The 26,698-nt window shown below is 68.9% G+C and carries 24 protein-coding genes; 12 read left to right on the plus strand and 12 right to left on the minus strand.

The window, feature by feature from the left end; all coding sequences use genetic code 11:
- Positions 1 to 29 precede the first annotated feature (29 nt).
- Positions 30 to 2,813, plus strand: a complete 2,784-nt coding sequence (locus E0H73_RS07340; RefSeq protein WP_131352731.1) for an AfsR/SARP family transcriptional regulator — start codon at positions 30 to 32, stop codon at positions 2,811 to 2,813.
- On the opposite strand, the gene E0H73_RS07345 is transcribed toward E0H73_RS07340, so the two are convergent.
- Genes E0H73_RS07345 through E0H73_RS07355 form a run of 3 tightly spaced genes read right to left on the minus strand, consistent with a single transcriptional unit; the run spans position 2,749 to position 6,596 of the window.
- The gene (locus E0H73_RS07345; RefSeq protein WP_131352732.1) at positions 2,749 to 4,335 is read right to left on the minus strand and encodes an alpha/beta fold hydrolase; all 1,587 of its coding nucleotides are present in this window, start codon (positions 4,333 to 4,335) and stop codon (positions 2,749 to 2,751) included. The genes E0H73_RS07340 and E0H73_RS07345 overlap by 65 nt on opposite strands.
- Before the next feature lie 24 nt (positions 4,336 to 4,359).
- The gene (locus E0H73_RS07350; RefSeq protein ID WP_202867241.1) at positions 4,360 to 5,382 is read right to left on the minus strand and encodes a calcium/sodium antiporter; all 1,023 of its coding nucleotides are present in this window, start codon (positions 5,380 to 5,382) and stop codon (positions 4,360 to 4,362) included.
- Between the two features lie 50 nt (positions 5,383 to 5,432).
- Positions 5,433 to 6,596, minus strand: coding sequence for an acyl-CoA dehydrogenase family protein (locus E0H73_RS07355; RefSeq protein ID WP_131352733.1), 1,164 nt, complete (start codon positions 6,594 to 6,596; stop codon positions 5,433 to 5,435).
- A gap of 125 nt (positions 6,597 to 6,721) precedes the next feature.
- Between E0H73_RS07355 and E0H73_RS07360 the strand changes: the two genes are divergently transcribed.
- The gene (locus E0H73_RS07360; RefSeq protein WP_202867242.1) at positions 6,722 to 8,059 is read left to right on the plus strand and encodes a UDP-glucose dehydrogenase family protein; all 1,338 of its coding nucleotides are present in this window, start codon (positions 6,722 to 6,724) and stop codon (positions 8,057 to 8,059) included.
- A 4-nt stretch (positions 8,060 to 8,063) separates the two neighbouring features.
- On the opposite strand, the gene E0H73_RS07365 is transcribed toward E0H73_RS07360, so the two are convergent.
- The 3 genes from E0H73_RS07365 to E0H73_RS07375 all read right to left on the minus strand — a co-directional run bounded on the left by E0H73_RS07365 (position 8,064) and on the right by E0H73_RS07375 (position 11,048).
- Positions 8,064 to 9,284, minus strand: coding sequence for an MFS transporter (locus E0H73_RS07365; protein ID WP_131352734.1), 1,221 nt, complete (start codon positions 9,282 to 9,284; stop codon positions 8,064 to 8,066).
- Positions 9,285 to 9,359: 75 nt separating this feature from the next.
- Complete coding sequence (purE, locus tag E0H73_RS07370; protein ID WP_131352735.1) at positions 9,360 to 9,863, minus strand: 5-(carboxyamino)imidazole ribonucleotide mutase; 504 nt, start codon at positions 9,861 to 9,863, stop codon at positions 9,360 to 9,362.
- Between the two features lie 12 nt (positions 9,864 to 9,875).
- Positions 9,876 to 11,048, minus strand: a complete 1,173-nt coding sequence (locus E0H73_RS07375; RefSeq protein ID WP_238163872.1) for a 5-(carboxyamino)imidazole ribonucleotide synthase — start codon at positions 11,046 to 11,048, stop codon at positions 9,876 to 9,878.
- A 142-nt stretch (positions 11,049 to 11,190) separates the two neighbouring features.
- Here E0H73_RS07375 and E0H73_RS07380 point away from each other — a divergent pair, with 142 nt between their 5' ends.
- On the plus strand, positions 11,191 to 11,751 hold the full coding sequence (locus E0H73_RS07380; RefSeq protein WP_131352737.1) for a GtrA family protein: 561 nt from the start codon (positions 11,191 to 11,193) through the stop codon (positions 11,749 to 11,751).
- A gap of 54 nt (positions 11,752 to 11,805) precedes the next feature.
- Positions 11,806 to 13,017: a GNAT family N-acetyltransferase gene (locus E0H73_RS07385; protein ID WP_131352738.1), complete on the plus strand. Its 1,212-nt coding sequence runs from the start codon at positions 11,806 to 11,808 to the stop codon at positions 13,015 to 13,017.
- A gap of 7 nt (positions 13,018 to 13,024) precedes the next feature.
- Here E0H73_RS07385 and E0H73_RS07390 read toward each other — a convergent pair whose 3' ends face one another.
- The gene (locus E0H73_RS07390; RefSeq protein WP_131352739.1) at positions 13,025 to 13,648 is read right to left on the minus strand and encodes a PH domain-containing protein; all 624 of its coding nucleotides are present in this window, start codon (positions 13,646 to 13,648) and stop codon (positions 13,025 to 13,027) included.
- Positions 13,649 to 13,790: 142 nt separating this feature from the next.
- Here E0H73_RS07390 and E0H73_RS07395 point away from each other — a divergent pair, with 142 nt between their 5' ends.
- Genes E0H73_RS07395 through E0H73_RS07405 form a run of 4 tightly spaced genes read left to right on the plus strand, consistent with a single transcriptional unit; the run spans position 13,791 to position 16,798 of the window.
- The gene (locus tag E0H73_RS07395) at positions 13,791 to 15,185 is read left to right on the plus strand and encodes an OFA family MFS transporter (protein ID WP_202867243.1); all 1,395 of its coding nucleotides are present in this window, start codon (positions 13,791 to 13,793) and stop codon (positions 15,183 to 15,185) included.
- Entirely contained in the window at positions 15,182 to 15,289 is a 108-nt protein-coding gene (locus E0H73_RS48325; RefSeq protein WP_420323307.1) for an MFS transporter small subunit, read from the plus strand. The genes E0H73_RS07395 and E0H73_RS48325 overlap by 4 nt, the downstream gene beginning before the upstream one ends.
- A gap of 52 nt (positions 15,290 to 15,341) precedes the next feature.
- Positions 15,342 to 16,253: a helix-turn-helix transcriptional regulator gene (locus tag E0H73_RS07400; protein WP_131352740.1), complete on the plus strand. Its 912-nt coding sequence runs from the start codon at positions 15,342 to 15,344 to the stop codon at positions 16,251 to 16,253.
- The gene (locus tag E0H73_RS07405; RefSeq protein WP_131352741.1) at positions 16,253 to 16,798 is read left to right on the plus strand and encodes an MOSC domain-containing protein; all 546 of its coding nucleotides are present in this window, start codon (positions 16,253 to 16,255) and stop codon (positions 16,796 to 16,798) included. The genes E0H73_RS07400 and E0H73_RS07405 overlap by 1 nt, the downstream gene beginning before the upstream one ends.
- Here E0H73_RS07405 and E0H73_RS07410 read toward each other — a convergent pair.
- From E0H73_RS07410 to E0H73_RS07420, 3 genes are all read right to left on the minus strand, one after another.
- Positions 16,784 to 17,590, minus strand: a complete 807-nt coding sequence (locus E0H73_RS07410) for a biotin--[acetyl-CoA-carboxylase] ligase (RefSeq protein ID WP_131352742.1) — start codon at positions 17,588 to 17,590, stop codon at positions 16,784 to 16,786. The genes E0H73_RS07405 and E0H73_RS07410 overlap by 15 nt on opposite strands.
- On the minus strand, positions 17,590 to 20,229 hold the full coding sequence (locus tag E0H73_RS07415; RefSeq protein WP_131352743.1) for a phosphoenolpyruvate carboxylase: 2,640 nt from the start codon (positions 20,227 to 20,229) through the stop codon (positions 17,590 to 17,592). Before E0H73_RS07415 ends, E0H73_RS07410 begins: the two co-directional genes overlap by 1 nt.
- A gap of 98 nt (positions 20,230 to 20,327) precedes the next feature.
- Positions 20,328 to 20,891, minus strand: a complete 564-nt coding sequence (locus E0H73_RS07420; protein ID WP_131352744.1) for a TetR/AcrR family transcriptional regulator — start codon at positions 20,889 to 20,891, stop codon at positions 20,328 to 20,330.
- A 163-nt stretch (positions 20,892 to 21,054) separates the two neighbouring features.
- Here E0H73_RS07420 and E0H73_RS07425 point away from each other — a divergent pair, with 163 nt between their 5' ends.
- The 4 genes from E0H73_RS07425 to E0H73_RS07440 all read left to right on the plus strand — a co-directional run bounded on the left by E0H73_RS07425 (position 21,055) and on the right by E0H73_RS07440 (position 23,757).
- The gene (locus E0H73_RS07425; protein ID WP_131352745.1) at positions 21,055 to 21,537 is read left to right on the plus strand and encodes an SCP2 sterol-binding domain-containing protein; all 483 of its coding nucleotides are present in this window, start codon (positions 21,055 to 21,057) and stop codon (positions 21,535 to 21,537) included.
- 75 nt (positions 21,538 to 21,612) lie between these two features.
- Positions 21,613 to 23,190: an acyl-CoA carboxylase subunit beta gene (locus E0H73_RS07430; RefSeq protein WP_202867244.1), complete on the plus strand. Its 1,578-nt coding sequence runs from the start codon at positions 21,613 to 21,615 to the stop codon at positions 23,188 to 23,190.
- Complete coding sequence (locus E0H73_RS07435; RefSeq protein WP_202867245.1) at positions 23,187 to 23,387, plus strand: acyl-CoA carboxylase subunit epsilon; 201 nt, start codon at positions 23,187 to 23,189, stop codon at positions 23,385 to 23,387. The genes E0H73_RS07430 and E0H73_RS07435 overlap by 4 nt, the downstream gene beginning before the upstream one ends.
- A 10-nt stretch (positions 23,388 to 23,397) precedes the next feature.
- A complete protein-coding gene (locus tag E0H73_RS07440) occupies positions 23,398 to 23,757 on the plus strand; it encodes a hypothetical protein (RefSeq protein WP_131352747.1) in 360 nt (119 codons plus the stop codon).
- On the opposite strand, the gene E0H73_RS48220 is transcribed toward E0H73_RS07440, so the two are convergent.
- Together E0H73_RS48220 and E0H73_RS07450 are read right to left on the minus strand one after the other, a co-directional pair.
- The gene (locus E0H73_RS48220; protein WP_337590314.1) at positions 23,754 to 24,944 is read right to left on the minus strand and encodes a Maf family nucleotide pyrophosphatase; all 1,191 of its coding nucleotides are present in this window, start codon (positions 24,942 to 24,944) and stop codon (positions 23,754 to 23,756) included. The two genes, E0H73_RS07440 and E0H73_RS48220, sit on opposite strands and share 4 nt — an antisense overlap.
- A gap of 11 nt (positions 24,945 to 24,955) precedes the next feature.
- Positions 24,956 to 26,647, minus strand: coding sequence for a DUF885 domain-containing protein (locus E0H73_RS07450; RefSeq protein ID WP_238163873.1), 1,692 nt, complete (start codon positions 26,645 to 26,647; stop codon positions 24,956 to 24,958).
- Between the last annotated feature and the right edge of the window lie 51 nt (positions 26,648 to 26,698).

Consider the following 26,698-nt stretch of genomic DNA (forward strand, 5'->3'; position numbering starts at 1 on the left):
CGCGCCTGCCGCTGGTACCGACCGGTCCTATGCTCGAGCCAAAGTCCGGCAACCGGAAGGGCGACGTGACGACTCTGGAGATCCGTGTCCTCGGCCCGTTCGAAGTACTGAAAGACGGCCGGGCGATCACACTGCCCCAAGGCCGGCTCCGCGCGATCGTCGCCACCTTGGCAGATGCGGCCGGCGAGGTCGTCTCGGTCGACACGCTGGCCACTGCGGTCTGGGGCGCAAGGCCGCCCCTCGACGTCCGCGCCAGCTTGCAGACCTACATCGCCAGGCTGCGCCAGACGCTGGGACGTCACGTCATCGTGACCGCACCCCGCGGCTATCAGCTCTGCGTGGAGCCCAACCAAGTCGACGCCTGGCTCTTCCTCCGGCTGTTGTCAGACCTCCCGCCCGCGCCGGAGATCGTGAACACGCTCGACGACGCGTTGGCGCTCTGGCGAGGCACCCCCTTCACCGGCGTCGACTCATCCTGGCTCGCGGAGACCCGAGCACCGCGTCTCACCGAGTGCTACCTGGATGCCGTGGCTACCCGCGCGGATCTCAAGCTGGCCGCAGGTACGTCGTCAGACGTCGTGGCCGACCTCCGCACGGTGACCCAGCAGTTTCCTTTGCACGAGCCGCTCTGGGCTCGACTGATCGCGGCCCTGCAGTCAACTGGTCAGACTGCGGCCGCCATCGCCTGCTACGAGGAGGTTCACGAGCGGATCGCCGCTGAGCTCGGTGTCGATCCGGGGACCGCGCTCCAGCAGGCGCGGGTGAGTTTGTCTCCTTCACGGATCCGACTGCCCCATGACACCGCGGACTTCGTCGGTCGGGCTGACGTGCTGGCGGCACTCGACGGCCTGCTCCCGCAAGGAGCCGACGGGTCTACAGCCGTTGTCGTCCTCGACGGCGCACCAGGTGTCGGGAAGACGACCACCGCGATCCACTGGGCGCACAGCGTTGCCGAGCGGTTCCCGGACGGCCAGTTCTTCCTGGACCTTCACGCCACCGGGCCCGGACCTGAACTCGAGCCGAGTACCGCCCTCGAGCTGCTGCTGCGGGAGCTGGGCGCCGCGCCGATGAACATCCCCGACGATGTGGATGCCCGGAGCGCGCTGTTGCGATCCCGGCTGGCCGAACGCCGCGTTCTTCTCCTGCTCGACAACGCTCGCGGTGCGGATCAGGTTCGTCCGTTGCTGCCGGGATCCGCGAGCATGGTCGTGGTCACCAGTCGCAACCAACTGCGCGGGCTTGTCGCCAGGGACGGCGCGGATCGCATTGCGCTGGCGGAGTTCAGCGCCGATGAGTCGATCACCTACCTGACGACAGCGTCGAAGCTGAGCCGGTCGCGATGGAATCTGCGGATGCTGTCCGACTTGGCCGACCTGTGCGGACGGCTGCCTCTTGCCCTGGCTGTCGCTGCGGAGCAACTGGAGCAGCGCATGGGCTACGGCGATCGCCGCCTGGTGTCGCAGCTCAGAGCGGCATCGCGTCGCATCGACGTTCTGAGCAGCACCGGCGACGGCGGCCTCGACCGTGGCGTGCGTGCGGTGTTCCGCCGCTCGCTGGACTCGCTCACACCGGAGCAGGCCAAGGCCTTCGCGGTGCTCGGTCTCCATCCTGGGCCCGATTTCAGCGTGGATTGCGCAGCGGCCATCGTCGGATCGACAGCCGGCGAGGTTCTGCCCGTCCTGGATCGGCTGGTGGAGATTCACCTCCTGGACCAACGACAGCCGAGACGGTACCAACTCCACGATCTGCTACGTCTGTACGCGCACGAGCTCTCCGGCGAGGACCAGCCAGGTCGCGATGCTGCGCTCGATCGGCTGTTCGCCTGGTATGTCCACAGCGCCGCCAGGGCGCGGATGGTGATGGGCCAATGCACCCCGCTCGGAACGGTCGACGAACTGCCCGCGACGGTGGTTCCCCGGGAGTTCGGAGACGTCGAGGACGCACTCGACTGGTTCGATGTCGAGCGGACCGCGTTGCTGGGCGCCGTCGAGGTGGCCACTGCTTCGGGACACGACCCGGCCGCGTGGCAACTGGCTGACCAGCTGTCGAACTATCTCGCGGTACGCGCGGCCCACGACGATCTGACCCGAGTGCAACAGATTGCGCTCGAGTCCGCACAGCGCCGTGGAAACATCGCCGCACAGGCCGTGGCGTGCAATGAACTCGGGTTGGCGTACAGCCTTGCCGACAAGCACGAGCGGGCTCGCGGCTACTTCAGGCAGGCAGCGCGACTGTTCAGTTCGCTCGGCGACGACATCGGTCACGCGAGAGCGCTCGGCAGGCTGGGCGCCGCGCTGCGCTGGTCGGGGCACCTCGACCGGGCCATCGCCGTACAGCAATCCGCCGTCGAGATCTGCGACCGGGCCGGCGACACCGACGAACTGGTGCTCGCCCTCAATGAGCTGGCCCTCAGCTACCTGGCGGTGGACGATTTCGACCAAGCCGCTGTGGCTTGTCGGCAGGCCTTGAGCGCGCCGGAGACCAGCAACACACCACACCTCCAGCCGTACGTCACGGACACGCTCGCCCAGGCGCTCACCGGCCTCGGGGAGATTGATGCCGCACTGCGCTGCTACCGACGCGCGATGGTCCAAGCGCAGGCGCAACGGGACAAGTGGTGTGAGACCGCGATCCTCAACAACCTCGGCCGGGCGCTGCGAAGCGCCGGCCGAGGTGAGGAGGCCCGAGCACACTGGGAGGAGGCACTCGAGAACATCGACACGATGGATCTCGTGCGCTCGAGAGAGGTCAGCCGTGAGGACCTGGTGACACAAATCCGGAGCCTCGGCGAGCCACAGGCTGTGTCGACGTGACCGTCGTACCCGCGACCGCGGCGCCAGGGACGGGTTGTGGAAGGGGTGCACAGGTCGTGTCCGGGCCCGGACCAGGCTTGCGCGGTGGCAGCGTGCCGTTCGTGAGATAGGCGGCCACCTGGTTGTCGAGGCAGGCGTTGCCGGACAGAGAACTGGCGTGGGACGTGCCACCCGGCAAGGCGATCAGACTTGAGTGCGGGTACCGCCGACGTACCTCGAGGCTGCCTTCGAACGGAGTCGGTGCATCGAGGGTCTGATCGATGAGCAACACGTTGCCCACCTTGCTGCCGTCGATCTCGAGGGGCTTGTGCGCGGGAGCCGGCCAGTACAGGCACGGCGAGTTGTACCAGGCGTTCGCCCAGGTCTCGTACGGCGCCTTGGCGAAGGTCAGCCAGTTGTCGCGCTCCCAGGTCGACCACTTCTGCGGCCACTGCACGTCGGTGCACTGCACCGCGCTGTAGACGGCATAGAAGTTGTCGTTGCCGAGTCCGCTCGCACCCAGGTAGTGGTCCACCAGGTTCGAGACGTCGCCGGCATTGACATAGCGAGCGAACGTGTCACCCAGATCGGTCCAGGTCGACTGGAAGTAGCCGGTGAGCAGGAAGGTGTCGACCCACTCGTCGCCGCCGATCTTGCCGTCGGCCGGGTGGAACGTCAGCTTGGCCTCGGTCTCGTAGAACAGCCGCTCGACCGCCTTCTCCGTCGTCCCGAGGTGATACACCCTGTCGTACGTCGCCAGCCAGCCGAACCAGATCTTGATGTTCCGGTCGAACGCCACGTCCTGGTTCAGGTTGGCCTGGTAGAAGACATTTCGCGGGTCGACGTTGCTGTCCAGCACCATGCGCCGTACCCGCGACGGGAAGAGCGTGCTGTACACCTGACCGAGATAGGTGCCGTACGAGAAGCCGTAGTAGTTGATCCGCTCCACGCCGAGCGCTGCGCGGATGCTGTCGACGTCCCGGGCGCTGTCGATCGTGGTCATGTGCGACAGGATGGGACCGTTCGCCTTGCAGGCGTCCGCGTAGCCCTTCGCCCGGCCGAGCCAGGTCTGCACCGTGGACTTCAGCACCGGCAGATAGGTCGGCCGGTTGAAGCCGAAGTAGTCCGGGTCGCACGACAGCGAGGGTTGCGACGAGCCGACGCCCCGCGGGTCGAACCCGATCCAGTCGTAGTAGCCGCCCGCGCCGTTCGGCACCGCTTGTCCCAGGGTGGACAAGGCCAGCCCGGATCCTCCCGGCCCGCCCGGATTGACCAGCATGACGCCCTGGGCCTGCGCGTCCGGAACAGTGTGCTTGATCCGGGACACAGCGATCCTGATCGTCGCGCCGCCCGGTTTCGCGTAGTCCAGCGGCACGGGCACCAGAGCGCATTCTGCTCCGGCGTCCTGCAGTCCCGGGTTGGCGCACGTCGTCCAGTCGATCGACGCCTCGGCGGTGGCCGGCGGTGCCGTGGCAACCGGTGTGAGTCCTGCTGCGACAACCACCCCGGTCGCGAGCAGGCCCAACGCCCTCAGTCTTCTCATCCAGACCCCTCCAGTCCCTGTGGCTCACGACTTTGAAGGGACTATGGCAAGGGCTGTCTTCAAAACGCTGTCGAACCGACAACCCGGCCTCAGGCGCGGGAGATGAGTAGCCAGGCGAGATAGGCGACGTACGCCGCGACGAAGATGCCGCCCTCGGTTCGGGTGATGCGGCGGCTGGAGACGAAGACCGGTATGCAGGCCACGGCCGCGCCGACCATCAGCAGGAGATCGCTCTGCAGCACCTCGTCGGGGACCTCGACGACGCCGGGGGGCCGCGAGGATCGTGACTCCGAGAATGATCGCGATGTTGTAGACGCTCGATCCGAGGAGGTTGCCCAGGGCAATGTCACGGTTCCCCCGGATCGTCGAGACGATTGTGGTCACCAGCTCGGGAGCCGACGTACCGATCGCGATGATCGTCAGTCCGATCACGGCGTCGCTGACTCCGAACGCCTGCGCAGCGTCGACCGCACCGTCCACCAGCAGCGTCGCGCCGATCACGATGACCGCGATCCCCACCACCAGGCTCACCACGGCCATCCAGGGCCTGGTCTTCTTCGCACTGGTGTCGGCCTGGTACTCCGCCTGGACGGACGAGGACTCCTGACGGCTCGTACGCAGAACCCCTACCGTGTAGCCGATCCCGAGCAGCAACAGCACGACACCATCCAGCGTGCCGAGGGTGCCGTCGAGCGACACGAGCAGGAGCACCACCGACACCCCGGCCATGCACGGAAGGTCGAACCGCACCGTCCGGGAGTCGAGCACGATGGGTGCGATCAGGGCACTCAGGCCGAGGATCAGCAACAGGTTGACCAGGTTCGTGCCCACGATGTTGCCGACCGCCAGACCGGCGCTGTCCTGCCGCGCGGCGTCGATCCCGATCGCCAACTCCGGCATGCTGGTGCCGAGTGACACCACCGTCACCCCGACGACGATCGGCGCGATCCCCAGCCGCAGCGCCAGCCCGGTCCCGCCTCGAACCAGCAGCTCGGCGCCCCCCAACAGGCCGACGAGACCGCCGGCGATCAGCAAGGCGCTCGACACCGCCCCACCGTCTCACGGCCCCACCAGCGGGCCAACCCACTACCGCGGCGTCAGCCGAGGCCCTTCAGCAGTTGGCGGGCCATGACGATGCGCTGGACCTGGTTGGTGCCTTCGTAGATCTGGGTGATCTTGGCGTCGCGCATCATGCGTTCGACCGGGTAGTCGTGGGTGTAGCCGTAGCCGCCGAGGAGTTGGACGGCGTCGGTGGTGACGGCCATGGCCACGTCGGAGGCGAAGCACTTGGCGGCGGCGCCGAAGTAGGTGAGGTCGGCGGCGTTGCGCTCGGAGCGGGCGGCGGCGGAGTACGTGAGCTGGCGGGCGGCCTCGATCTTCATGCCCATGTCGGCGAGCATGAACTGCAGGCCCTGGAACTCCGCGATCGCCTTGCCGAACTGCTTGCGCTCCTTGACGTATCCGAGCGCGTAGTCGAGCGCGCCCTGCGCGATCCCAAGCGCCTGCGCTGCGATCGTCACCCGGGTGTGATCCAGCGTCGCCATCGCAGTGGCGAAGCCGGTGCCCGAGTCGCCGATCATCCGGTCGGCGGGGATCCGGACGTTGTCGAGGTACACCTCACGCGTCGGCGACCCCTTGATGCCGAGCTTCTTCTCCGGCGCACCGAAGGAGACGCCGTCGTCGGACTTCTCGACGACGAACGCCGAGATCCCGCGAGACCGCGCGTCCGGATCGGTCACCGCGAAGACGGTGTAGTAGTCGCTGACGCCGGCGTTGGTGATCCACCGCTTCACGCCGTTCAGTACGTACGAGTCCCCGTCGAGCACCGCGCGGGTCTTCATCGAGGCGGCGTCCGAACCGGCCTCAGGCTCGGACAGGCAGTACGAGAACATCGCGTCGCCCGCGGCCACCGGCGGCAGGTAGCGCTGCTTGACCTGGTCCGACGCGGACAGCAGCAGCGGCAGCGAGCCGAGCTTGTTCACCGCCGGGATCAGCGAGGTCGAGGCACAGGCCCGGGCGACCTCCTCGATCACGATCACCGTCGCGAGCGCGTCCGCCCCGGCGCCGCCGTACTCCTCCGGGATGTGCGGCGCGTGGAAGTCCGACGCCTTCAGCGCGTCGTACGACGCCTTCGGGAACTCGGCCAGCTCGTCCACATCGCCCGCGTGCGGGGCGACCTTGGCGTCGCAGACGTCGCGGACCGCGGCCCGGATCGCCTCGTGCTCCTCGGACAGCGCGTACAGGTCGAATGAGTTACTCACGAGTTGCACTGTACGACGTACGCCCGCCCGCGGGGAGCCGAAAGTGACCAACAGCGCACGGCCCGGAGGCTCCGTGGCCATGAGCCGGTCACCGGCTGATAACCGTGGTGGGTAGAGTCCCGGACATGAGTGAAGCGACCTCCCGCCCCCTGCGGATCGCCGTGATCGGCACCAACTACCTCGGCGCGAACACCGCCGCCGGGATGGCCGAGTTCGGTTTCGACGTGATCGGGGTCGAGATCGACGAGCACCGGCTGAAGCTGCTGAACGACGGCAAGGCGCCGCTGTACGAACCCGGGCTGGACCCGCTGCTGAAGAAACACACCGAGTCCGGCCGGCTGCGGTTCACCAAGGACTATCAGCTGATCGCGGACTGGGCCGACGTGCACTTCATCTGCGTCGGCACGCCGCAACTCGAGGGCAGCGAGGCGGCCGACCTGGCGCAGGTGAACTCGGTCGTGGACATGCTGGCGCCGCTGCTCACCCGGCCGACCCTGGTGGTCGGTCGCTCCACCGTCCCGGTCGGTACGTCGAAGCTGGTCGAGCAGCGCTTCCACGCCGAGTCCCCGGCCGGTACGGCGGTCGAGATCGCCTGGCAGCCCGAGTTCCTCCGCGAGGCGCACGGCGTGGACGACACGCTGCACCCGGACCGGCTGGTGTTCGGCGTCCAGTCCGCGACCGCGGAAGCACGCCTGCGCGAGGTCTTCGCCACCCCGATCGGCGAGGGTACGCCGGTAGTGGTCTGCAACCTGCCGACCGCCGAACTGGTGAAGGGCGGCGCGAACGCCTTCCTGGCCACGAAGATCTCGTTCATCAACGCGCTCGCCGAGATGGCCGACGCAACCGGTGCCGACGTCACCCAGCTGGCGGACGCGCTGGGGTACGACAAGCGGATCGGCCGCGGCATGCTGAACGCGGGTCCTGGGTACGGCGGCGGTTGCCTGCCGAAGGATCTGCGCGCCTTCATGGCCCGGGCCGGCGAGCTCGGGGTCGAGGAGGTGATCACGCTGCTGCGTGAGGTCGACGACATCAACCAGCACCGCCGGGCCCGGATCGTCGACGTCACCCACGAGGTGCTCGGCGGCGAGTGGGTCGGCCGGAACGTCACCGTCCTCGGGGCCGCGTTCAAGGCCGGGACTGACGACGTACGCGACTCGCCTGCTCTCGACGTGGCCGGCCGGATCCAGCTGCACGGCGCGAACGTCACGGTCTACGATCCGGAGGCGATGGAGAACGCCCGCAAGGTCCGTCCGACGCTGCGGTACGCCGCCTCCGCCACCGAGGCGTGCGAGGGCGCTCACGCCGTACTGCACCTGACCGAGTGGCCCGAGTTCCGCGAGCTCGACCCGGCCGCCCTGCGGGGAGTCGTCACCGCGCCGGCGATCATCGACGCCCGCCTCCTGCTCGACGCGGCGAAGTGGCGCGCCGCGGGCTGGATCTACCGCGCCCCGGGCAAGCCCTAGGCCGCTAGGTGACGGTGGCGGAGCGTAGGACAGGGCGGGTCAGGACGACGAGACCGGTGGCGGCCGAGGCGATGGAGATGAAGAGGCAGACACCGTTGATGCCGAACCCGTCCAGATCCGCGAGGCTGCCGAGCACCGGGTTCATCACCACGAGCGCGAGGCTCTGGCACAGCACCACGACGGACTGCAGGCGGGACTGGTAGTCCCGCTCGACCGAGTTCATCAGCAGCGGCAGCACGTGGCCGGTGAACGTGCCGACGCCGATCCCGCTCAGTACGCCGGCAGCGAAGGCCAGCGGCAGCGGATCGAGGAACGAGAGGCCGAGCAGACCAGCGGCCGCCACCAGCAGTCCGAGGGCGGCGAAGATGCCCGGCCGGGGAAACGCGCCGCGCAACAGGATGCGCAACGCGATCACCCCCACTCCGAGGCTCCGGCTGGCCACCAGCAGACCCGCGGTCGCAGCGTCCCAGCCGTGCGACCGGGCCAGCAGTGGGAAGAGCAACGCATCCAGCGGCATCAGCAGACCGGCCGCGACCGTCATCGTGATCAGCAGCGCCCGGGTCAACGGCCGGCCGAAGGCGACCTTGATCCCGTCCACGATCGACCGGAACATGCCGGTCTGCATCCGCCGCGGTGGGCTGATCGTGTTCCGGAGCAGCAGCAGTACGCCGATCATCACGCCGAAGGTGATGGCGTCGAACCCCGCCGCCGCGGTGAGCCCGGACCAGCTGACCAGTACGCCGCCGACCGCCGTACCGGTCACGGCGAAGACCACGCCGGTGACCTGGAAGCTGGCCAGCGCGCGCGGCACCTGCTCCGGCGGGACGAGCAGCCGGGGCATCGAGCGCGACGACGGCAGGAAGAACGCGTCGATCACGCCGACGATCAGCGCCAGCCCGAGCAGCAGCCAGATCGGTTCACCGACGGCCAGAGTGGCCGGGACCAGCGCCAGCGTCAGCAGGAACATCGCGGTACAACTGGCCAGCAACACGCGCGGGGCGCCGAACCGATCGCCTACCGCACCGCCGACCAGCAGCAGGGCGGCCCGCGGCGCGGCGGCCAGGAGCAGGACAAGTCCGGCGGTACGGCCACCGTGTTGGCTGGCGGACCATCCGATGGCGAACGTCATCGTCAGGTCGCCGAGGAGGGACACGGCAGCACCGAACAGCCAGATCCAATAACGGACCGGGATGCGCTGCGTATCCGGTTCAGCGGGCGGAGTCACGATCGACGACCTTAGACGACATCGGTTGGGATCTCACGATCTACCCTGCCCGGCCTGTGGAAAACAATTACATCGTCAGGATTTACGGAGCTCTGTCGCCTCGTCACGCACCGTGGCACCCTTGGCCCGGGCGAGGTCGGCCAGCGACTCCTGGAAGGCGATCATCCGGTCCCGCAGTTTCTCGTCGGACGCGGCCAGGATCCGGACCGCCAGCAGGCCCGCGTTGCGGGCATTCCCGATCGACACCGTCGCCACCGGGACCCCGGCCGGCATCTGCACGATCGACAGCAGCGAGTCCATCCCGTCCAGGTACTTGAGCGGCACCGGTACGCCGATCACCGGCAGCGGAGTCACCGACGCGAGCATGCCGGGCAGGTGCGCGGCCCCGCCGGCGCCGGCGATCAGCACCTTCAGGCCGCGCTCGTGTGCTGACCGTCCGTAATCGATCATCTCGGCCGGCATCCGGTGCGCCGACACGACGTCTGCCTCAAAGGGCACATCGAACTCCGCGCAGACCTCGGCGGCAGCTTTCATCGTCGGCCAGTCCGAATCCGACCCCATCACGATTCCAACGCTCATGCCGCAAATCCCTTACTCGTCGATGGTTCCGGTCAGGTACGCCGCCGCGTGCCGGGCGCGCTCCCGGGTCTCCTCGAGGTCGTCGCCGTACGCCGTGACGTGGCCGACCTTGCGTCCGGGCTGCACCGATTTCCCGTAGAAGTGGACCTTCAGCCCGGGATCGCGGGCCAGGCAGTGCAGTAGCCCTCGGTGCATGTCCTCGACGTCGCCGCCGAGCACATTGACCATCACCGTGTACGGCGCTCGCGCGGCCGGCGACCCGAGTGGCAGGTCCAGCACCGCCCGCAGGTGGTTCTCGAACTGGGAGGTGACCGCACCGTCGATCGACCAGTGGCCGGTGTTGTGCGGGCGCATCGCCAACTCGTTCACCAGCAGGCGTCCGTCGCGGGCCTCGAACATCTCCACCGCGAGGATCCCGACCACTCCGAGCTCGCCGGCGATCTTCAGCGCGGTCTGCTGCGCCTGCGCGGCCTTGTCCGGCGCGAGACCGGGCGCGGGTGCGGTGACCTCGACGCAGATGCCGTCCTTCTGCACCGACTCGACGATCGGGTAGGCGACCGCCTGTCCGTGCGGCGAACGGGCGACGATCGCCGACAGTTCGCGAACGAAGTCCACCTTCTCCTCGGCCAGGATCGGTACGCCGCTGCCGAACGCGGCCGCGACCGCCTCGTCGTCCGGGCCGTCGACGAACCAGACGCCCTTGCCGTCGTATCCGCCGCGGGTGGTCTTCAGGATGATCGGGAATCCGCCGACCCGCTTGGCGAAATCGGCCACGTCGGCCGGCGTCTCAACGACCTGATGGGCCGGCGACGGTGCGTCGAAGGTGTCCAGCCGCCGGCGCATGACCGCCTTGTCCTGGGCGTGCACGAGCGCGTCCGGACCAGGGTGGACCTTGACCTCGTCGGCCTCGAGCGTGTGCAGCAGATCCGTGGGCACGTGCTCGTGGTCGAACGTGACCACGTCACACTCCGCGGCGAACCGGCGTACCGTCTCGGGGTCCTTGTAGTCGCCGACGGGCGCGTCCGCGACCGCCTGCGCCGCCGACACCGTCGGGCCCTCGGCCAGCACCCTGAGCTGGATGCCGAGCGCGACCGCGGTCTCCTGCGTCATCCGGGCCAACTGTCCACCGCCGACCATGCCGACCACAGGTGTACCGGCCGGGAGGTCCTTCCGATCGAACTTCACAGGTTGGAGCCTAATGTCCATACAACAACCTGCTGCAGGCGGCCACCGCGGCGCGCGGGCGATTTCGGAACCGGGCCGTTCGCCGGGTACCGTGGGAAGCTGCCCTCCCGTCGCGGTGTGATCACAGAAGGTTCCGGAGACCTTGAAGCTCGTCACCAAGCTCTACGGCCAGGTCGAGCACCTGGTCCACGAAGTGGCCAAGTTCGGTCTTGTCGGTCTGCTCGGTCTGGTCGTCGATCTGCCGATCTACAACTGGCTGGTCTTCAACAACCCGCTGGTGCTCGCCGACTCCGGCGAGGGCATGCTGCACCACAAGCCGCTGACCGCGAAGCTGATCTCGACCACGGTGGCGACCGTCGCGACGTACTTCGGGAACCGGTACTGGACCTGGAAGCACCGTGAGCGCAGCGGGCTGCACCGCGAGTACGTGCTGTTCTTCGTGCTGAACGGCATCGGCCTGCTGATCGCGGCCGGCTGCCTGGCCTTCTCCCGCTACGTGCTGGACCTGCACACCTGGCTGTCCGACAACATCGCCGCGAACTTCATCGGCCTGGGCCTCGGCACGCTGTTCCGCTTCTGGTCGTACCGCAAGTTCGTCTTCCGCGAGGAGATCGAGCTCGACGAAGCCGAGCACGAGCCCACCCCGGACTCCCCCGCCGAGCTCGACCCGGAGACCACCGGCGACCTGCCCGCCGTTCGCTGATCTCTCCCGCGAAAGGCCGTTGGTTGTGTCGGTCGGTCGTGTGAGGATGCGGACGTGACCGACTTTGACGTGCGTGTGGCGGTGGCCGGGGAGTACGACGACGTACAGGCTGTGTTCAGCGGGGCGATGATGTTCGATCCGTCGCCGGACGATCTGAGCCGGCGGCTGTTCGAGCCGGACCGCGCGCTGGTCGCGACCGACGGGCCGGCCATCATCGGCACCACGAGAGCGCTGACCCGCGATCTGTCCGTGCCGGGTGCGGTGGTCCCCGCCGCGCATGTGACCGGGGTCGGAGTACGGCCAACTCACCGGCGTCGGGGCGTCATGGCGGAGTTGATCGTCCGCCAACTGCGCGAGGTGCCGGAAGCGATCGCGGTGCTGTGGGCCAGCGAGCCCGGCATCTACGGACGGTTCGGGTACGGCGCTGCCGCCTGGGGTACGTCGTACGAGATCGACCTGCGCCGGGTCGGTCCGCCGGACGTGCGGATCCGTCCCGGAGAGATCACCGAGATCACCGCGGACGAGGCGATCAAGGAGCTGGCGCCGATCCTGCGCAGCCTGCAGGAACGGCGGCCCGGTGTGTCCGGCCGGTCGGAGCTCCGCTGGGAGGGGCACCTGCAGGACAAGAAGGACGATCGCGACGGCCGGACGGCGCGCCAGATCCTGATCCACCGCGACGAGACCGGCACCATCGACGGGTACGCGCTGTGGCGCGGCAAGCTCGAGTGGAGCCACGCGGGTCCGGCGAACCAGGTCATGCTGGAGGAGCTGGTCGCGCTCAGCCCAGCGGCGTACAAGGCGCTGTGGCATTACGTGCTGACGCTCGATCTGGCCGCCACGCTGGGGTACGGGTACGCCGCGATGGACGAGCCACTGCAGCAACTCGTCGTCACTCCGACCGCGCTGAACCGGCGGGTGAACGAATCGCTCTGGGTTCGGGTGACGGACGTCGTCCGTGCCCTCGGGCAGCGCCGGTACGCCGTACCTGTGGACCTCGTGCTCGACGTGACCGACGAGCTGATGCCGGCGAACGCCGGACGCTTCCGGCTGACCGCCGACGGCCCGAAGGTGCAGTGCGAGCGGACCGAGGACCCGGCCGACCTGAGCCTCTCGGTGACCGAGCTCGGCGCGGCGTACCTCGGTGGTCGTCCACTCGCCGAATTCGCTGCCACGGGCCGGGTCAGCGAGCAGACTCCGGGCGCGCTCGACTCCGCGACCGCCGCGTTCGCCTGGCCGGTCCTCCCGGTCAGCCTCGAGATCTTCTGAGTACTGCCTAGCGGTCGCCGTCGTCGGAGCTGAACAGCGTCTCGCCGTCGTCGGACTTCGGCCGCTGCTCCTCCTGCTGCGACCGGCGGCGCATGTGCTCCGGCGGATCCTCGTCGGACAGGATGCCGTCGCCGGGCCGGCCCTCGGGCCCGCCGAACAGCAGGTCGGACATCTGCAGGTGGACATGCTCGACATGCGGTACGTCGGGCAGCACGACCTGACCGCGCTCGCCCGCGGACTCGATGTGCAGGGTGCCGCAGCCGAGGATCCGGTCGACCAGGCCGTGCTCGTACGACACGTCGTTGATCCGCATCAGCGGGATGTCGCGGCCGGTCCGGGTCAGGATGCCGTGCCGGGTGATCAGCCGCCGGTTCGTCACCGTGTACGTCGAGAAGAACCAGTTCAGGAAGGGCTTCAGCGCGAACGCCACCAGGATCACCACGCCGACCGCGAGGATCGCGATCCGGCCCGGCGTCTGCAGCGACCCCGACGGCACGATCGCGGCCAGGAACCCGCCCGCACCCGCCACCACCAGCAGCAGGAACACCGGGAAGATCAGCGCCTTCCAGTGCGTCCGGGTGCTGACGACGACGTACTCGTCCTCACCCAACAACTTCGCCGAGATCGCCATGGCTCCAGTGTCACAGCAACCAGGTTCGGTTGTCCCGCCCCGACACGTTCGGTGAGAAAGTGGTTTAACACTTCACAAAATGCATACAGTCAGCCAAGATGCGCGAGGGGTAACAACTGGGGGGCCGAGAGAAGGAGCCGTGATGGGCATCTTGTCGGTACTCGACCGGGAGCACACCGTCGCACCCCCGGGATACAGCCGCTGGCTGATTCCGCCGGCTGCACTGGCGGTCCACCTGTGTATCGGCCAGGCGTACGCGACCAGCGTGTACAAGACGTCGATGGTCAAGCACTTCGACACCAGCCAGACCGCGGTCGGCGTGGTGTTCAGCATCGCGATCGTGATGCTGGGCCTGTCCGCCGCCGTCGGTGGCACCTGGGTGGAGCGCAATGGCCCACGCAAGGCGATGTTCGTCGCCGCCTGCTTCTGGGCCTCCGGGTTCCTGGTCGGCGCCCTCGGCATCGGCACAGGGCAACTCTGGCTGGTCTACCTGGGCTACGGCTTCATCGGAGGTATCGGACTCGGGATCGGGTACATCTCGCCGGTGTCCACGCTGATCAAGTGGTTCCCGGACCGCCCGGGACTGGCCACCGGCCTGGCGATCATGGGCTTCGGCGGCGGCGCCCTGGTCGCGAGCCCGCTGTCGCGTCAGTTGCTGAGCCTGTACGACTCGGGCTACGACCCGGACGTCAGTACGTCGGTCGCCGGTGGCGGCGCGCTGGTCGGGCTGTTCCTCACCCTCGGCATCGTCTACTTCGCGATCATGATGTTCGGCGTCTTCAACATCCGGGTGCCGGCCGAAGGCTGGGTGCCCGACGGCTTCGACCCGGCGACGGTCAAGCAGAAGACCATGGTTACCACCGCGAACGTATCCGCCGCGAACGCGATCAAGACCCCGCAGTTCTGGCTGCTCTGGGTGGTCCTGTTCTGCAACGTCACCGCGGGGATCGGCATCCTCGAGCAGGCCAGCCCGATGATCCAGGACTTCTTCCGCGGTGACGACGGCAAGTCCAGCGTCGCGGTCGCCGCGGCGGCCGGCTTCGTCGGGCTGCTGTCGATCTTCAACATGGGCGGCCGGTTCGGCTGGTCGACGACGTCGGACGTGATCGGCCGCAAGCCGATCTACATGATGTATCTCGGCGTCGGCATCATCGCCTACTTCCTGCTCGCCACCGTCGGGCACAACAGCACGGCGATCTTCGTCCTGCTGGCCGCGGTGATCATCTCGTTCTACGGCGGCGGTTTCGCGACCGTACCGGCGTACCTGCGGGATCTCTTCGGCACCTATCAGGTGGGCGCGATCCACGGTCGGCTGCTGACCGCGTGGTCGGCGGCTGGTATCGCCGGGCCGCTGATCATCAACGGCTTCCTGGACCGCGAGGGCAAGCCCGGCACACTGACGGCCGAGGCGTACCGGCCGGCGCTGTTCACGATGGTCGGAGTGCTGGCCGTCGGGTTCGTCGCCAACCTGCTGATCCGGTCGGTCGCCGACAAGTTCCACGAAAGCTCCGAGACGACCGTGGAGGCATCCCGATGAACCAGACCCCACGCCTGGTGGTCTCCTGGCTGCTGGTCGCCGTGCTGCTCGGGTACGGCGTGATCGAGACCCTGATCACCGCAGTCAAGATCTTCACCAGCTGAAACAGCGAAAACGATCAAGTACTCCGACCTGGGCGGCGGCACGATAGGTGGCATGACCACCGACGTGTTCGCCGCCTTCGTCGATGTACTGGCCGAAGCGCTGGACGAGCCTGAGGCGAAGGCCTCCGACCTGGCTGCCCGGGTGCGGCTGTCGCGGTCGCACCTTGACCGGGTCGTGGCGACCGCCGCGGGCGAGCGGCCGGGGGCGTTCCGGCGCCGGATCCTGCTGGAGCGGGCGGCGTACCGGCTGCTGACCGGGCCGGGGCACATCCTCGACGTCGCGGTCGAGGCCGGGTACGGATCCCACGAGGCGTTCACGCGTGCCTTCAGCCGGGCGTACGGCGTCCCGCCGGCGGCGTGGCGTGGCCGCCCGGACCGGATCCGGATCGACGCGCCGAGTGGCATCCATTTCCATCCACCGAACGGCCTGCGCGTGCCGGCCAGGGACAAGGTGAGCTCCATGGATCTTCTCCGTACGATCGTCGACCACCACGTCTGGCTCCTGGGCAGGATGCTCGACGAGACCGCGACGCTGACCGACGAGCAACTGGACACCAGGATCGAGATCTCGGTCGAGGGCATCGACGACGAGCCGACCCTCCGCTCCCTGCTCTCCCGGCTGATCGGTCAGCTGGGCATGTGGCACGCGGCGCTGGCCGGTCAGGAGTACGACTTCTCCGTCGAGCAGGGAGAAAGCGTGCAGAGCATGCGCCGCCGCCTCGACGAGGTCGGGCCGGCGTTCGCGGCCGAGATCGGCGAACTCTGCGCGCAGGACCGCCTGGACGAACTGATCGTCTGCCCCGGCGAGAACGTCGAGGTCTACACGGCCGGCGCGATGATCGCCCACGTCATCACGTTCGCGTCGTACCGCCGTACTCTCGTCGCCGGTGCCCTGCACGACGCCGGCCGCGACGACTTCGACGGCGGCGACCCCATCCGCTGGATCACCACCCAGTCACGCTGATGTCCGCGCGGCTCCTGGCGGTCAACGTCGTCCACGAACTCATCCGCGGTCCGACCCGCTGGACGGCGATCGACAAGCGCCCGGCCAGCGGTCCGGTCGCAGTCACCGAACTCGGGCTGGCCGGGGACGAGCAGTGCGACCGCCGGTACCACGGCGGCCCGGACAAGGCCCTCTACGCGTACGCCGAGGAGGACGCCGACTGGTGGTCGGCCGAGCTCGACCGCGAGATCCCACCAGGCCTGTTCGGCGAGAACCTCACTACCCACGGCCTCGACATCACCGGCGCCCTGATCGGCGAACGCTGGCGCATCGGCGGCCCGAAGACCGGCATCCTCGTCGAGGTCAGGTCACCCCGCGACCCCTGCGGCAACCTGTCCGCCCGGATGGGTATCCCGAAGTTCCACCGCCGATTCGTGGCCACCGGCCGCGTCGGCGCCTACCTCAAGGTCCTGTCCACCGGCACTGTCCGAGCCGGCAACCAGATCGTCGTCATCCACCGCCCGAGCAGTGGCCGAACGATCGGCGAGCTCTCAACCCGCGCGTAGGTGGGTGACGTCGCCGGCGGCCAGGGGGCGGGGGCCGTCTGCTGTGTCGACGATGAGGCGGCCGTCGTCGGCAAGGTCGCGAGCGGTGCCTTCGAGGTAGGTGCCGTCGGGGAGTTCGACGCGGACGGACCGGCCCAGGGTGGCGGAGAGCTCGTGGTACTCCGGCAGGATCGTGTCCGGGTCTCCGTCCGCCGCGACCCAGGCTTGGTAGCGCGTGGACAGCTCGCGCAGTACGGCGGCCAGGACGGTGGCGCGATCGGTGGTCGCGGCGCCTTCCAGGGCGAGGGATGTCGCGGCCGGATGCGGCTTCTCGGCCTCGCGCAGCGTCACGTTGAGACCGATGCCAACCACAGCGGCCGGGCCCTCGATCCGCTCGAGCAGGATGCCCGCAAGCTTCCGGTCCTCAACCAGTACGTCGTTCGGCCACTTGACCAAAGCGGGGATCTCGCCAACCCGCCGTACGGCGGCTGCCACGGCCAACGGCACCAGGAGACCCAGCCAAGGCCAGTGTGCCGGGCTCACACCCGTCGGGCGCAGCAGAGCCGACATGAGCACCGCAGACCGAGCCGGAGTGGTCCACGTGCGCCCCAACCGCCCACGACCGGACGACTGGTGTTCAGCAGCAACCACGAGCCCTTCCGGAGCCCCAGCACTCGCAGCCGCCGCGACAACCGCGTTCGTCGACTCCGTCTCGGCCAGTACGTCGATCTGCGTCCAGAACGAGCCGGGTCGTACCAGCCGCCCACTCAGAAAGCGTGCATCGAGGGGCGGCCGCTCCAGATCGCTGAACATCAGCCGGTGTTCTGCAGGCCGGCGGCGACACCCGAGACGGTCAGCAACAGCAGGCGCCTGGTGCGGACGATCTGGTCCTCGTCGAGCGAGTCGTCGGTCCGCAGCGTCCGGAGCGCCCGCAACTGCAGGTAGCTGAGGGCGTCGACGTACGGGTTCCGCAGCTCGACCGCACGGCCGAGGACGCGACGCCCGGCCAGCAGACGGTCCTGGTCGAGCACTCGCAGCACCCACTCCGTGGTGAGCTCGTGCTCGTCCAGCATCAGCTGGGTCAGGTCGGGCCGGTCACCCAGCTCCAGGTAGCGGCCGAGGATGCGCCGGTCGGTCTTCGCCAGCGACATCTCCGCGTTCTCCAGCATCACCTGGAACAGCGGCCAGTTCTGGTTCGCATCCCGCAGTACGGCGACGTCCCCGACGGCCGACAGCGCGGACCCGAGGCCGTACCAGCCTGGTGCGTTCACGCGCGCCTGCGACCAGGCGAACACCCACGGGATCGCCCGCAGGTCCTCCAGCGACGACACCGCCACGCCGCGACGGGCCGGACGCGAGCCGAGGGGCAGCTGCCCGAGCTCCTCCAGCGGAGTCACCCGGCCGAACCAGTCCGCGAAGCCATCCGCCTTCACCAGCCGGTGGTACGCCGTACGCGCCGCCTCGTCGAGCGTCTTCTCCATCACGGCGAACCGGTCCGCCGCCACAGCCGCTCGCTCCTCGACAGCGGGCGTGGACGCCAGCAGCGTCGCCGCAGTCACCTGCTCGATGTGCCGCTGCGCGATCGGAGCGTTGCCGTAGCGAGCCGGGATCGCCTCACCCTGCTCGGTGAGCTTGAACCGGCCGGCCACGGATCCAGGAGCCTGCGCCAGTACGGCGCGGTTCGCCGGACCACCGCCACGGCCGAGTGCACCACCACGACCGTGGAACAGCGTCAGCCGGATCGCATTGCGCTGTGCCCATGCGGTGATCCGCGCCTGCGCGTCGTACAGGGCCAGCGTCGCCGACACCGGTCCGACGTCCTTGGCGGAGTCGGAGTACCCGAGCATGACCTCGAAGCGCCGGTCGTTGGCGGTGAGCCGGTGCCGGACCCGGGTGAGCTGGATCGCGTTGTCCAGCACCTCCACCGAGTTCTGCAGGTCCTCCCCGGTCTCGAACAGCGGTACGACGTCCAGCTCGATCGGGCGGCCGTCCATCGCGGCGTCCGCGAGCTCGTAGACCGCTGCGAGGTCGCCGGCGTTCCGGGTGAACGAAACGACATACCGGCGGCAGGCCTCGGGGCCGAAGCGCTGCTGGATCTGACCGATCACCCGCAGCGTCGCCAGCACCTCCTCGGTTTGGTCGGACAGCTCGCCACCACCAAGCACCTCTTCCAGCGCCTTGGCGTGGACCGACGAGTGCTGACGGACCTCCAGCTCGGCCAGGTGGAAGCCGAACGACGTCACCTGCCAGATCAGCTGCTGCAGGTCGCCGTACGCCTGACGTGGTGCGCCTGCGGTGACCAGCGAGTCCTGCAGCACCTTGAGCTCGTGCTGGAAGTCGGACGCCCGTGGGTAGCCGAAGTCCGCGTCCCGAGCCCGGGTCGCGGCCAGTCGGCGCGCGGCGAGAAGCAAGAGCTGCCGGTGAGGCTCGGCAGGCGAGCGCGTCTCGATGTCCGCGATCAGATCGGGGTTGACGGCCCGTGCGTCCTCCAGGATGCGGCGAACCGGGGCGGACGGCGGCGTGGTCGCGGCGTCCAGCGTCAGGGCCCGGCCTAGCTCGTCCGTGGCCTGCTCGAGCGCCCGCAGGACATGGTCGGCCTGGATCTGCATCGCCTCGCGGGTGATCGCCGCGGTGACGTTCGGGTTGCCATCCCGGTCGCCACCGATCCACGAGCCGAGCCGGACAAACGGGGCCACCACCGGCGGCCTGGTCCCGGCCGAGTCACCGGCCAGCGCGTCGTCGAGGCGGCGGTAGACGTTGCCCACCACATCGAACAGCGTCTCCTCGAACACGGCCATCGCGGACCGCACCTCGTCCAGCGGCGACGGCCGGCTGGTGCGCAGTTGCGACGTACGCCAGAGGATGTCGACCTGCTCGATCAGACGGCGCCGGTTCTCGGCCAGCTCGCTGTCGCCCGCGCGAGGATCGCTCCGCTCCTCCAGCAACGACGAGATGCGCCGGATCGTCGCGAGTACGGCGCGGCGGCGGGCCTCGGTCGGGTGCGCGGTCAGCACCGGGCGGAACTCCAGCCCGTTGAGCAATGCGCGGGCCTGCTGCTCACCGCTGTCCCGCGAGATCTGCTCGACCGCCTGGGCCAGCTCTGACACCGCGGGCCTGTCACTCGCGCGGTCGCGCTCGCGCAGGACGCGAGCCCGGTGCAGCTCCTCGCTCAGGTTGGTGAGGTGGAAGTAGCAGGTGAAGGCCCGGGCCACGTCCTCGGCCCGCTCGCGCGGCCAGGAGGCCACCAGCTGCTCTGCCGCCGCGCCGTCACCGGCGATGGTGAGTTCGCGCAGCTTCTCCACGTCGTCGAGCAGCGGCTGTCCGGCGTACTCGACGAGAACACGTCCGAGCAGTTCGCCGAGCAGCCGTACGTCGGCACGCAGCTCCTCGGGGACTTCGAAACGTGCGCGGGTACGGGTGCGCGCGGTTGCCTGACTACCGGTCTCGGTCACGTTCGCCCACCCTATCGGCGGGCGCACGTCGGCGCCGCTCAGTCCAACAGCTGGAAGCCGATCGTGACCGACTGCTCAGCTACTTCCCAGTAAGGCGATCAGACGTTACCGAAGCCGCCGCCGACGACCTGGGAGACGACCTTGGCCAGCTCGGGCGGGGTCCGGTCGGTGCCGTCGACCACGAGCATCCGGGCGCAGGACTCGGTCATCGAGGCGAGCAGCTCGGCCAGGACCGGCAGGTTCGCATCCGGGTCGGTGACGCCTGGCAACGACTTCAGCAGGGTCAGCCGCAGGCCTTCGACCAGGAACGCCCGGGCGGCCCGGACTCGCTCAGACACTGCCGGGGCGGCGCCGTACTGGGCTCCGAAGACGATCCGCCAGGACTGCGGGTTCTTCGAGGCGGTGGTAAGGAATGCGGTCAAACCGTCGAGCACCTGCTCCTCGGGAGTGCCGACGCTCGGATCGGCCGGGAGCGCGGAGACGATCGAGACGACGAGGTGCTGCTCCTCGCGGGCGAGCAGGGCCAGCAGCAGTTCGTCGCGGTTGGCGAAGCAGTCGTAGACGACCGGCTTGGTCACGCCCGCGGCGTCCGCAACCGACTGCATCGTCGTCCCGGCGTAGCCGTTCGCGGAGAACACCTCGAGAGCCGCGTCCAGGAGCATCGGGCGTCGCTTCTCCGGACCCAGATGGGCCGCCCGCCGGCGTTTTTCCGTATCCCCTGATGTGTCCCCAACCACTTGACAAACCTACAGCATCGTAGGAAATTCCTACAGTCTGGTAGGAACTACCGGACAGGTCTGGCGAGAACTGCCGCGGGGGTGGTCGATGGCCGAGCGAGGCAGTGCCGGCTGGCTCGAGTCCGAGGGCCTCACCGCCCTGGACGCGAGTGAGCTGGCCCGGCTGGTCGACCGGACCTCGGAGCGGGAGCTTCGGCATCGGCTCATCGGGGGTGTGCGAGAGATCGCGTTGCGCGAGATCTTTCGCCGGATGCCGGAGTATCTCCGCCCCGCCCGGGCCGCCGGGTTCGATGCGATCGTCGCCTGGCAGATCACGGGGGCCGGCGGGGACGGTCGTCCCGACGGCGTGGACGAGTACTGGATCCGGGTCAGCGACGGCCGCTGCCGGCTGCTGTCCGAGCCGCCCGAGGCCGCCGACATCTCGATCCGGACCGACCCGGCCACCCTGCTGCGGGTTGTCACCGGCAACGAAGACCCCGTCCTGGCCGTGCTCAAGCAACGCCTCTCGGTCCGCGGCGACCTGGCGCTGGCGGCCCGGCTGACCAAGATCTTCGCCGTCGGCCCGGCCTGAGGACGGCGTACCCCTGGCCGCGTTGCGGCCGACGTCACAACACGTCACGGCGCGCTGCCATTAGGCTGCCCGATTATGGGAGAGACCGTGAACATCCACACCACCGCCGGGAAGCTCGCGGACCTCGAGCACCGGCTCGACGAGGCGGTGCACGCCGGGTCGGAGCGCGCGGTGGAGAAGCAGCACGCCCGCGGCAAGAAGACTGCCCGCGAGCGGATCGCGTTGCTGCTGGACGAGGGCTCCTTCTCCGAGCTGGACGAGTTCGCCCGGCACCGCTCGACGTCGTTCGGCCTGGACGGCAACCGCCCGTACGGCGACGGCGTGGTGACCGGGTTCGGCACCATCGACGGCCGGCAGGTGTGCGTGTTCGCGCAGGACTTCACCGTCTTCGGCGGCAGCCTCGGCGAGGTCTTCGGCGAGAAGATCGTCAAGGTGATGGACCTGGCGATGAAGATCGGCTGCCCGCTGATCGGCATCAACGACTCCGGCGGCGCGCGGATCCAGGAGGGCGTGGTCAGCCTCGGTCTGTACGGCGAGATCTTCCGCCGCAACGTCCGTGCCTCCGGTGTGATCCCGCAGATCTCGCTGATCATGGGCCCGTGTGCCGGTGGTGCGGTCTACTCCCCCGCGGTCACCGACTTCACCGTGATGGTGGACGAGTCGTCGTACATGTTCATCACCGGGCCGGACGTGATCAAGACCGTCACCGGTGAGGACGTCAGCCAGGAGGAGCTAGGCGGCGCCCGGACCCACAACACCAAGTCTGGCAACGCGCACTACCTCGGCAGCGACGAGGAGGACGCGATCGAGTGGGTCAAGGCACTCGTCGGCCACCTGCCGCAGAACAATCTCGAGGACCCGCCGGTGTACGACGCCCCGGCCGACCTCGAGGTGACCGAGACCGACCTCGCGCTGGACACGCTGATCCCGGACTCGCCGAACCAGCCGTACGACATGCACACCGCGATCGAGGCGGTGGTCGACGACGGCGACTTCCTCGAGGTGCAGACGCTGTTCGCGCCGAACATGATCGTCGGATTCGGCCGGGTCGAGGGCCGCCCGGTCGGCGTGGTCGCGAACCAGCCGATGCAGTTCGCCGGCACCCTCGACATCGACGCCTCCGAGAAGGCGGCCCGCTTCGTCCGCACCTGCGACGCGTTCAACCTGCCGATCCTGACCTTCGTCGACGTCCCCGGCTTCCTGCCCGGCACCGACCAGGAGTGGAACGGCATCATCCGCCGCGGCGCGAAGCTGATCTACGCGTACGCCGAGGCGACCGTGCCGATGATCACCGTGATCACCCGCAAGGCCTACGGCGGCGCGTACGACGTGATGGGCTCGAAGCACCTGGGCGCGGACATGAACATCGCCTGGCCGACCGCCCAGATCGCGGTGATGGGTGCGCAGGGTGCGGTCAACATCCTGTACCGACGCGAACTGGCCGGCTCCGACGACGCCGAGTCCCGCCGCCAGCAGCTGATCACGGAGTACGAGGACCACCTGGCGAACCCGTACATCGCGGCCGAGCGCGGCTACATCGACGCGGTCATCAAGCCGAGCGAGACCCGCGCCGAGATCATCCGCGCCCTGCGCCTGCTGCGCACGAAGCGCGACACCCTGCCACCCAAGAAGCATGGGAACATCCCACTGTGAGTGGCTTGGAGGTAGTCAAAGGCAATCCGACGCCGGAGGAGCTCGCCGCTCTGGTGGCCGTGATCGCGGCGCGCTCCGCGGCGGCCGCCGTACCGGCTGAACCGGATCGCGCGTCGGACTGGGCGACGTACTGGCGGCACGCCCGCCGTCCGCTCCACCCCGGCCCGGGTCGTTGGCGCGCGTCCGCTCATCCGTGACACTGAGGGCATGGCCAGATACGAGGTCAACCCGGAAGCCGTCGAGTACGCGCGGAAGCTGATCGACGGACGGCAGTACGTGCTGGACAGCGACTGGGGCGAGGTCCAGCCCCGGGCGGACGACCAGAACGCCTTCCTCGACAAGCACAACTGGGCGGAGTACGGCGCCTGGCACCTCGGACTGACCGACGGTGCCGGCGACGAGACCAAGGCGCGGTACGCCTTCGTCATGGGCGACTTCCGCCGCATCCATCGGACCGGTCTGATCGCCTGCGTCTACCGCGCCTCCGAATGGCGCCACAAGGCAGTCGAACTCGCCGCCCACGACCTCCTCCAGGAGTTGGACGCGAAGGCCGGCCTGAAGGCTTAGGTACGCCGGAAGCGGACCAGGGGGTAGATCGGGGTCTGATCGGTGTTGCGGGGTGGGCCGGGGAAGGTGGTCGCGCCGTCGAGGGTGAGGCCGTGGTGGGCTGCTCGAGCGACGAGGTGGGTGATGGCGTCTTGCGCGCGGGTGTCGTTCAGACCTCGGCCGTCGGCGTAGCGGCCCGCGTCGGACTTGTCGGTGGTGGTGACGAAGACACCGTCGGGGCGCAGGACTCGCGCGACCTCGGCCAGAGCGGCGTCGATGTCCTCCAAGAGATGCAAGAACCAAACCGCGACCACCGCATCACACCGTCGGTCGGCGATCGGAAGCTTGGCGGCGTCGGCAGCGGCAACATGCCCAGGCAACCGAACCCGCGCCCGCCGAAGCATCGCCGACGACAGGTCGACCCCGTGTACTAAGTGGCCGAGGGCAACAAGCTCTGCCCCGACGATCCCGGTCCCCACCGCCAGTTCCAGTACTCTCCCACCTTTCGGCAGGAGTGAGTCGACCGCGAATGCTGCGGCCTGCGCGCGTTCCACGCCGCCTCGGGTGTCGTCGTAGCGGGCTGCTTCGGGTTCGTCGTAGGCGAAGGGCGTGGTGGATCGCCAGAGCGCCGGCCACGAGATGCCTACCTCGGCAAGCATGCGGCGGAGCAACGGCAGGGAGACACCGACGACGTTGTGGTAGTCGCCGTTGATGCCGGTGACGAACGGGCCGCCGAGACCGTCAACGGTGAATGACCCCGCAACGACCAGCGGTTCACCGGTGGCGACGTACGCGTCGATCTCCTCGTCGGTCAGGTCGGCGAAGAACACCTCGGTCGACTCCAGCTCCCGCAGTTCCTGCTTGGAGTTCGTGTCGATCAGGCAGTGTCCGGTGTGCAGTACGCCGCTCCGCCCGCGCATCGACCGCAGTCGTTCGCGCGCGACTTCCGGCGTACCGGGCTTGCCGTACGGCTCACCGTCGAGCTCGAGCACCGAGTCGCACCCGAGCACGGTCGCGTGCTCAGTCAGGCTCGCCACGACCGCTCGTGCCTTCAGCGTCGCCAGCAGCCGGGCCAGCTCGCCCGGGCTCTCCGCGGTGATGTGGTCCTCGTCGACACCGGAGACGATCACCTCCGGCTCGACTCCCGCACCACGCAACGTCTTCAGCCGCGCCGGCGACGCGGACGCCAGCACAAACCGCACAGGCACGGCCGCGTCGCTCACAGCTTGGCGAGGGCCCGGCGCAGCGGGTCCAGTCCGATCGAGCCCAGATTCAGCGCGTCGGAGTGGAACGACCGCAGGTCGAACGCGGCACCCTTGCGCTGCTTGGCCTCCTCCCGCGCCTGCAGCCAGATCCGCTCGCCCACCTTGTACGACGGCGCCTGCCCCGGCCAACCGAGGTAACGGTTCAGCTCGGCCCGCAGGAACTCGCTCTCCATCCGGCAGTGCGCCCGCAGGAACTCGAACCCGAGCTCGGCGTTCCAGCGCTCGCCCGGCCGCCAGCCGAACGGGTTGTCGCGCGGGATCTCCAGCTCCAGGTGCATGCCGATGTCGATGATCACCCGGGCCGCGCGGAAGCCCTGCGCATCCAGCATGCCGAAGCGGGCACCCGGGTCCTCGAGGTAACCCAGCTCCTCCATCAGGCGTTCGGCGTACAGGGCCCAGCCCTCGCCGTGACCGGAGACCCAGCAGTCGAGCCGCTGCCACCGGTTCAGCAGGTCGGTGCGCAGCATGGTCTGCGCGCACTGGAGGTGATGCCCGGGCACGCCCTCGTGGTAGACCGTGGTGACCTCGCGCCAGGTGGCGAAGTCCTCGATGCCGCTCGGCACCGCCCACCACATCCGGCCCGGCCGGGTGGTCAGGTCCTCGCTCGGCTGGGTGTAGTAGATCGAGCCGTCCGAGGTCGGCGCGATCATGCACTCGAGCGTGCGGATCTCGTCCGGGATGTCGAAGTGAGTCGCGCCCAGCTCGGCCACGGCCGCGTTGGACATCTCCTGCATCCAGTCGCGGAACGCCTCCTTGCCGTGGATCTTGCGGCCCGGGTCGTTGTCGAGCACGGCCGCGGCGGCCTCGATGCTGCGGTCGCCGCCGTTCAGGCCGGCCGCGATCGCCTGCATGTCCGCCTCGATCCGGGCCAGTTCCTCCCAGCCCCAGGCGTACGTCTCCTCGAAGTCGATCGCGGCACCGAGGAAGCTGCGCGAGGCCAGCTCGTACACCTCCCGGCCGCACGCGTCCCGCTGCGGCGCACGCGGTGCGATCTCCGCAGTCAGCCAGGCGCCGAACTGCTCGTACGCCTTCCGCGCCGAGGCGGACGCGGCCTCGACCTCCGACTTGACCGCGCCATCGGGTGCCTGCGCGGCCAGGCCGGCGAAGAAGTCGTCGCCCTCGGCACCGGTCCAGCTGGCGATCCGGGCGGCCAGGTCGTTCACCTGACGCAGCGCCGACACACGTCCGAGCCCGGCCTGCTCCAGCAACGTCTCGCGGTACCCGTCGAGCGCCGTACCGACCTGGTTGAGCCGGATCGCGACGGTCTCCCAGTCCTGCTCGGTCGCGGTCGGCATCAGGTCGAACACCGAGCGGATCTCGGACGGGACCGAGGCGATCGCGTTCAGCTGGTGCTGCGGGACACCGGCCTGGTATCGCTCCAGCTCCAGTCCGAGCCGCTCCAGGAACGCATCCTTGGCGACCTCCTCGCGCGGGCTGCTCGTCGCAGTGGCCTGGGCCTCGGCGACGGTCCGCTGCGTCAGTTCGGTCAGCGCCTCGAAACCGGACGGCGTGTAGTCCGGCAACTCGTGGTCGTGGCCGGTGATGCCCAGATAGGTCGCGGAGATCGGCTGCAGGACGACGTACTGCTCCAGATACTGCTCGGAGAGCTGGTCGATCGGGCTGTCCGGTGTGGTGGCTTCGCTCACCTGGCCGACCCTACCCGCAGCTGAGCTCGGAGCTGACCTGATATTCCCGGT

The organism is Kribbella pittospori (assembly GCF_004331465.1).
GTDB classification, from domain to species: domain Bacteria; phylum Actinomycetota; class Actinomycetes; order Propionibacteriales; family Kribbellaceae; genus Kribbella; species Kribbella pittospori.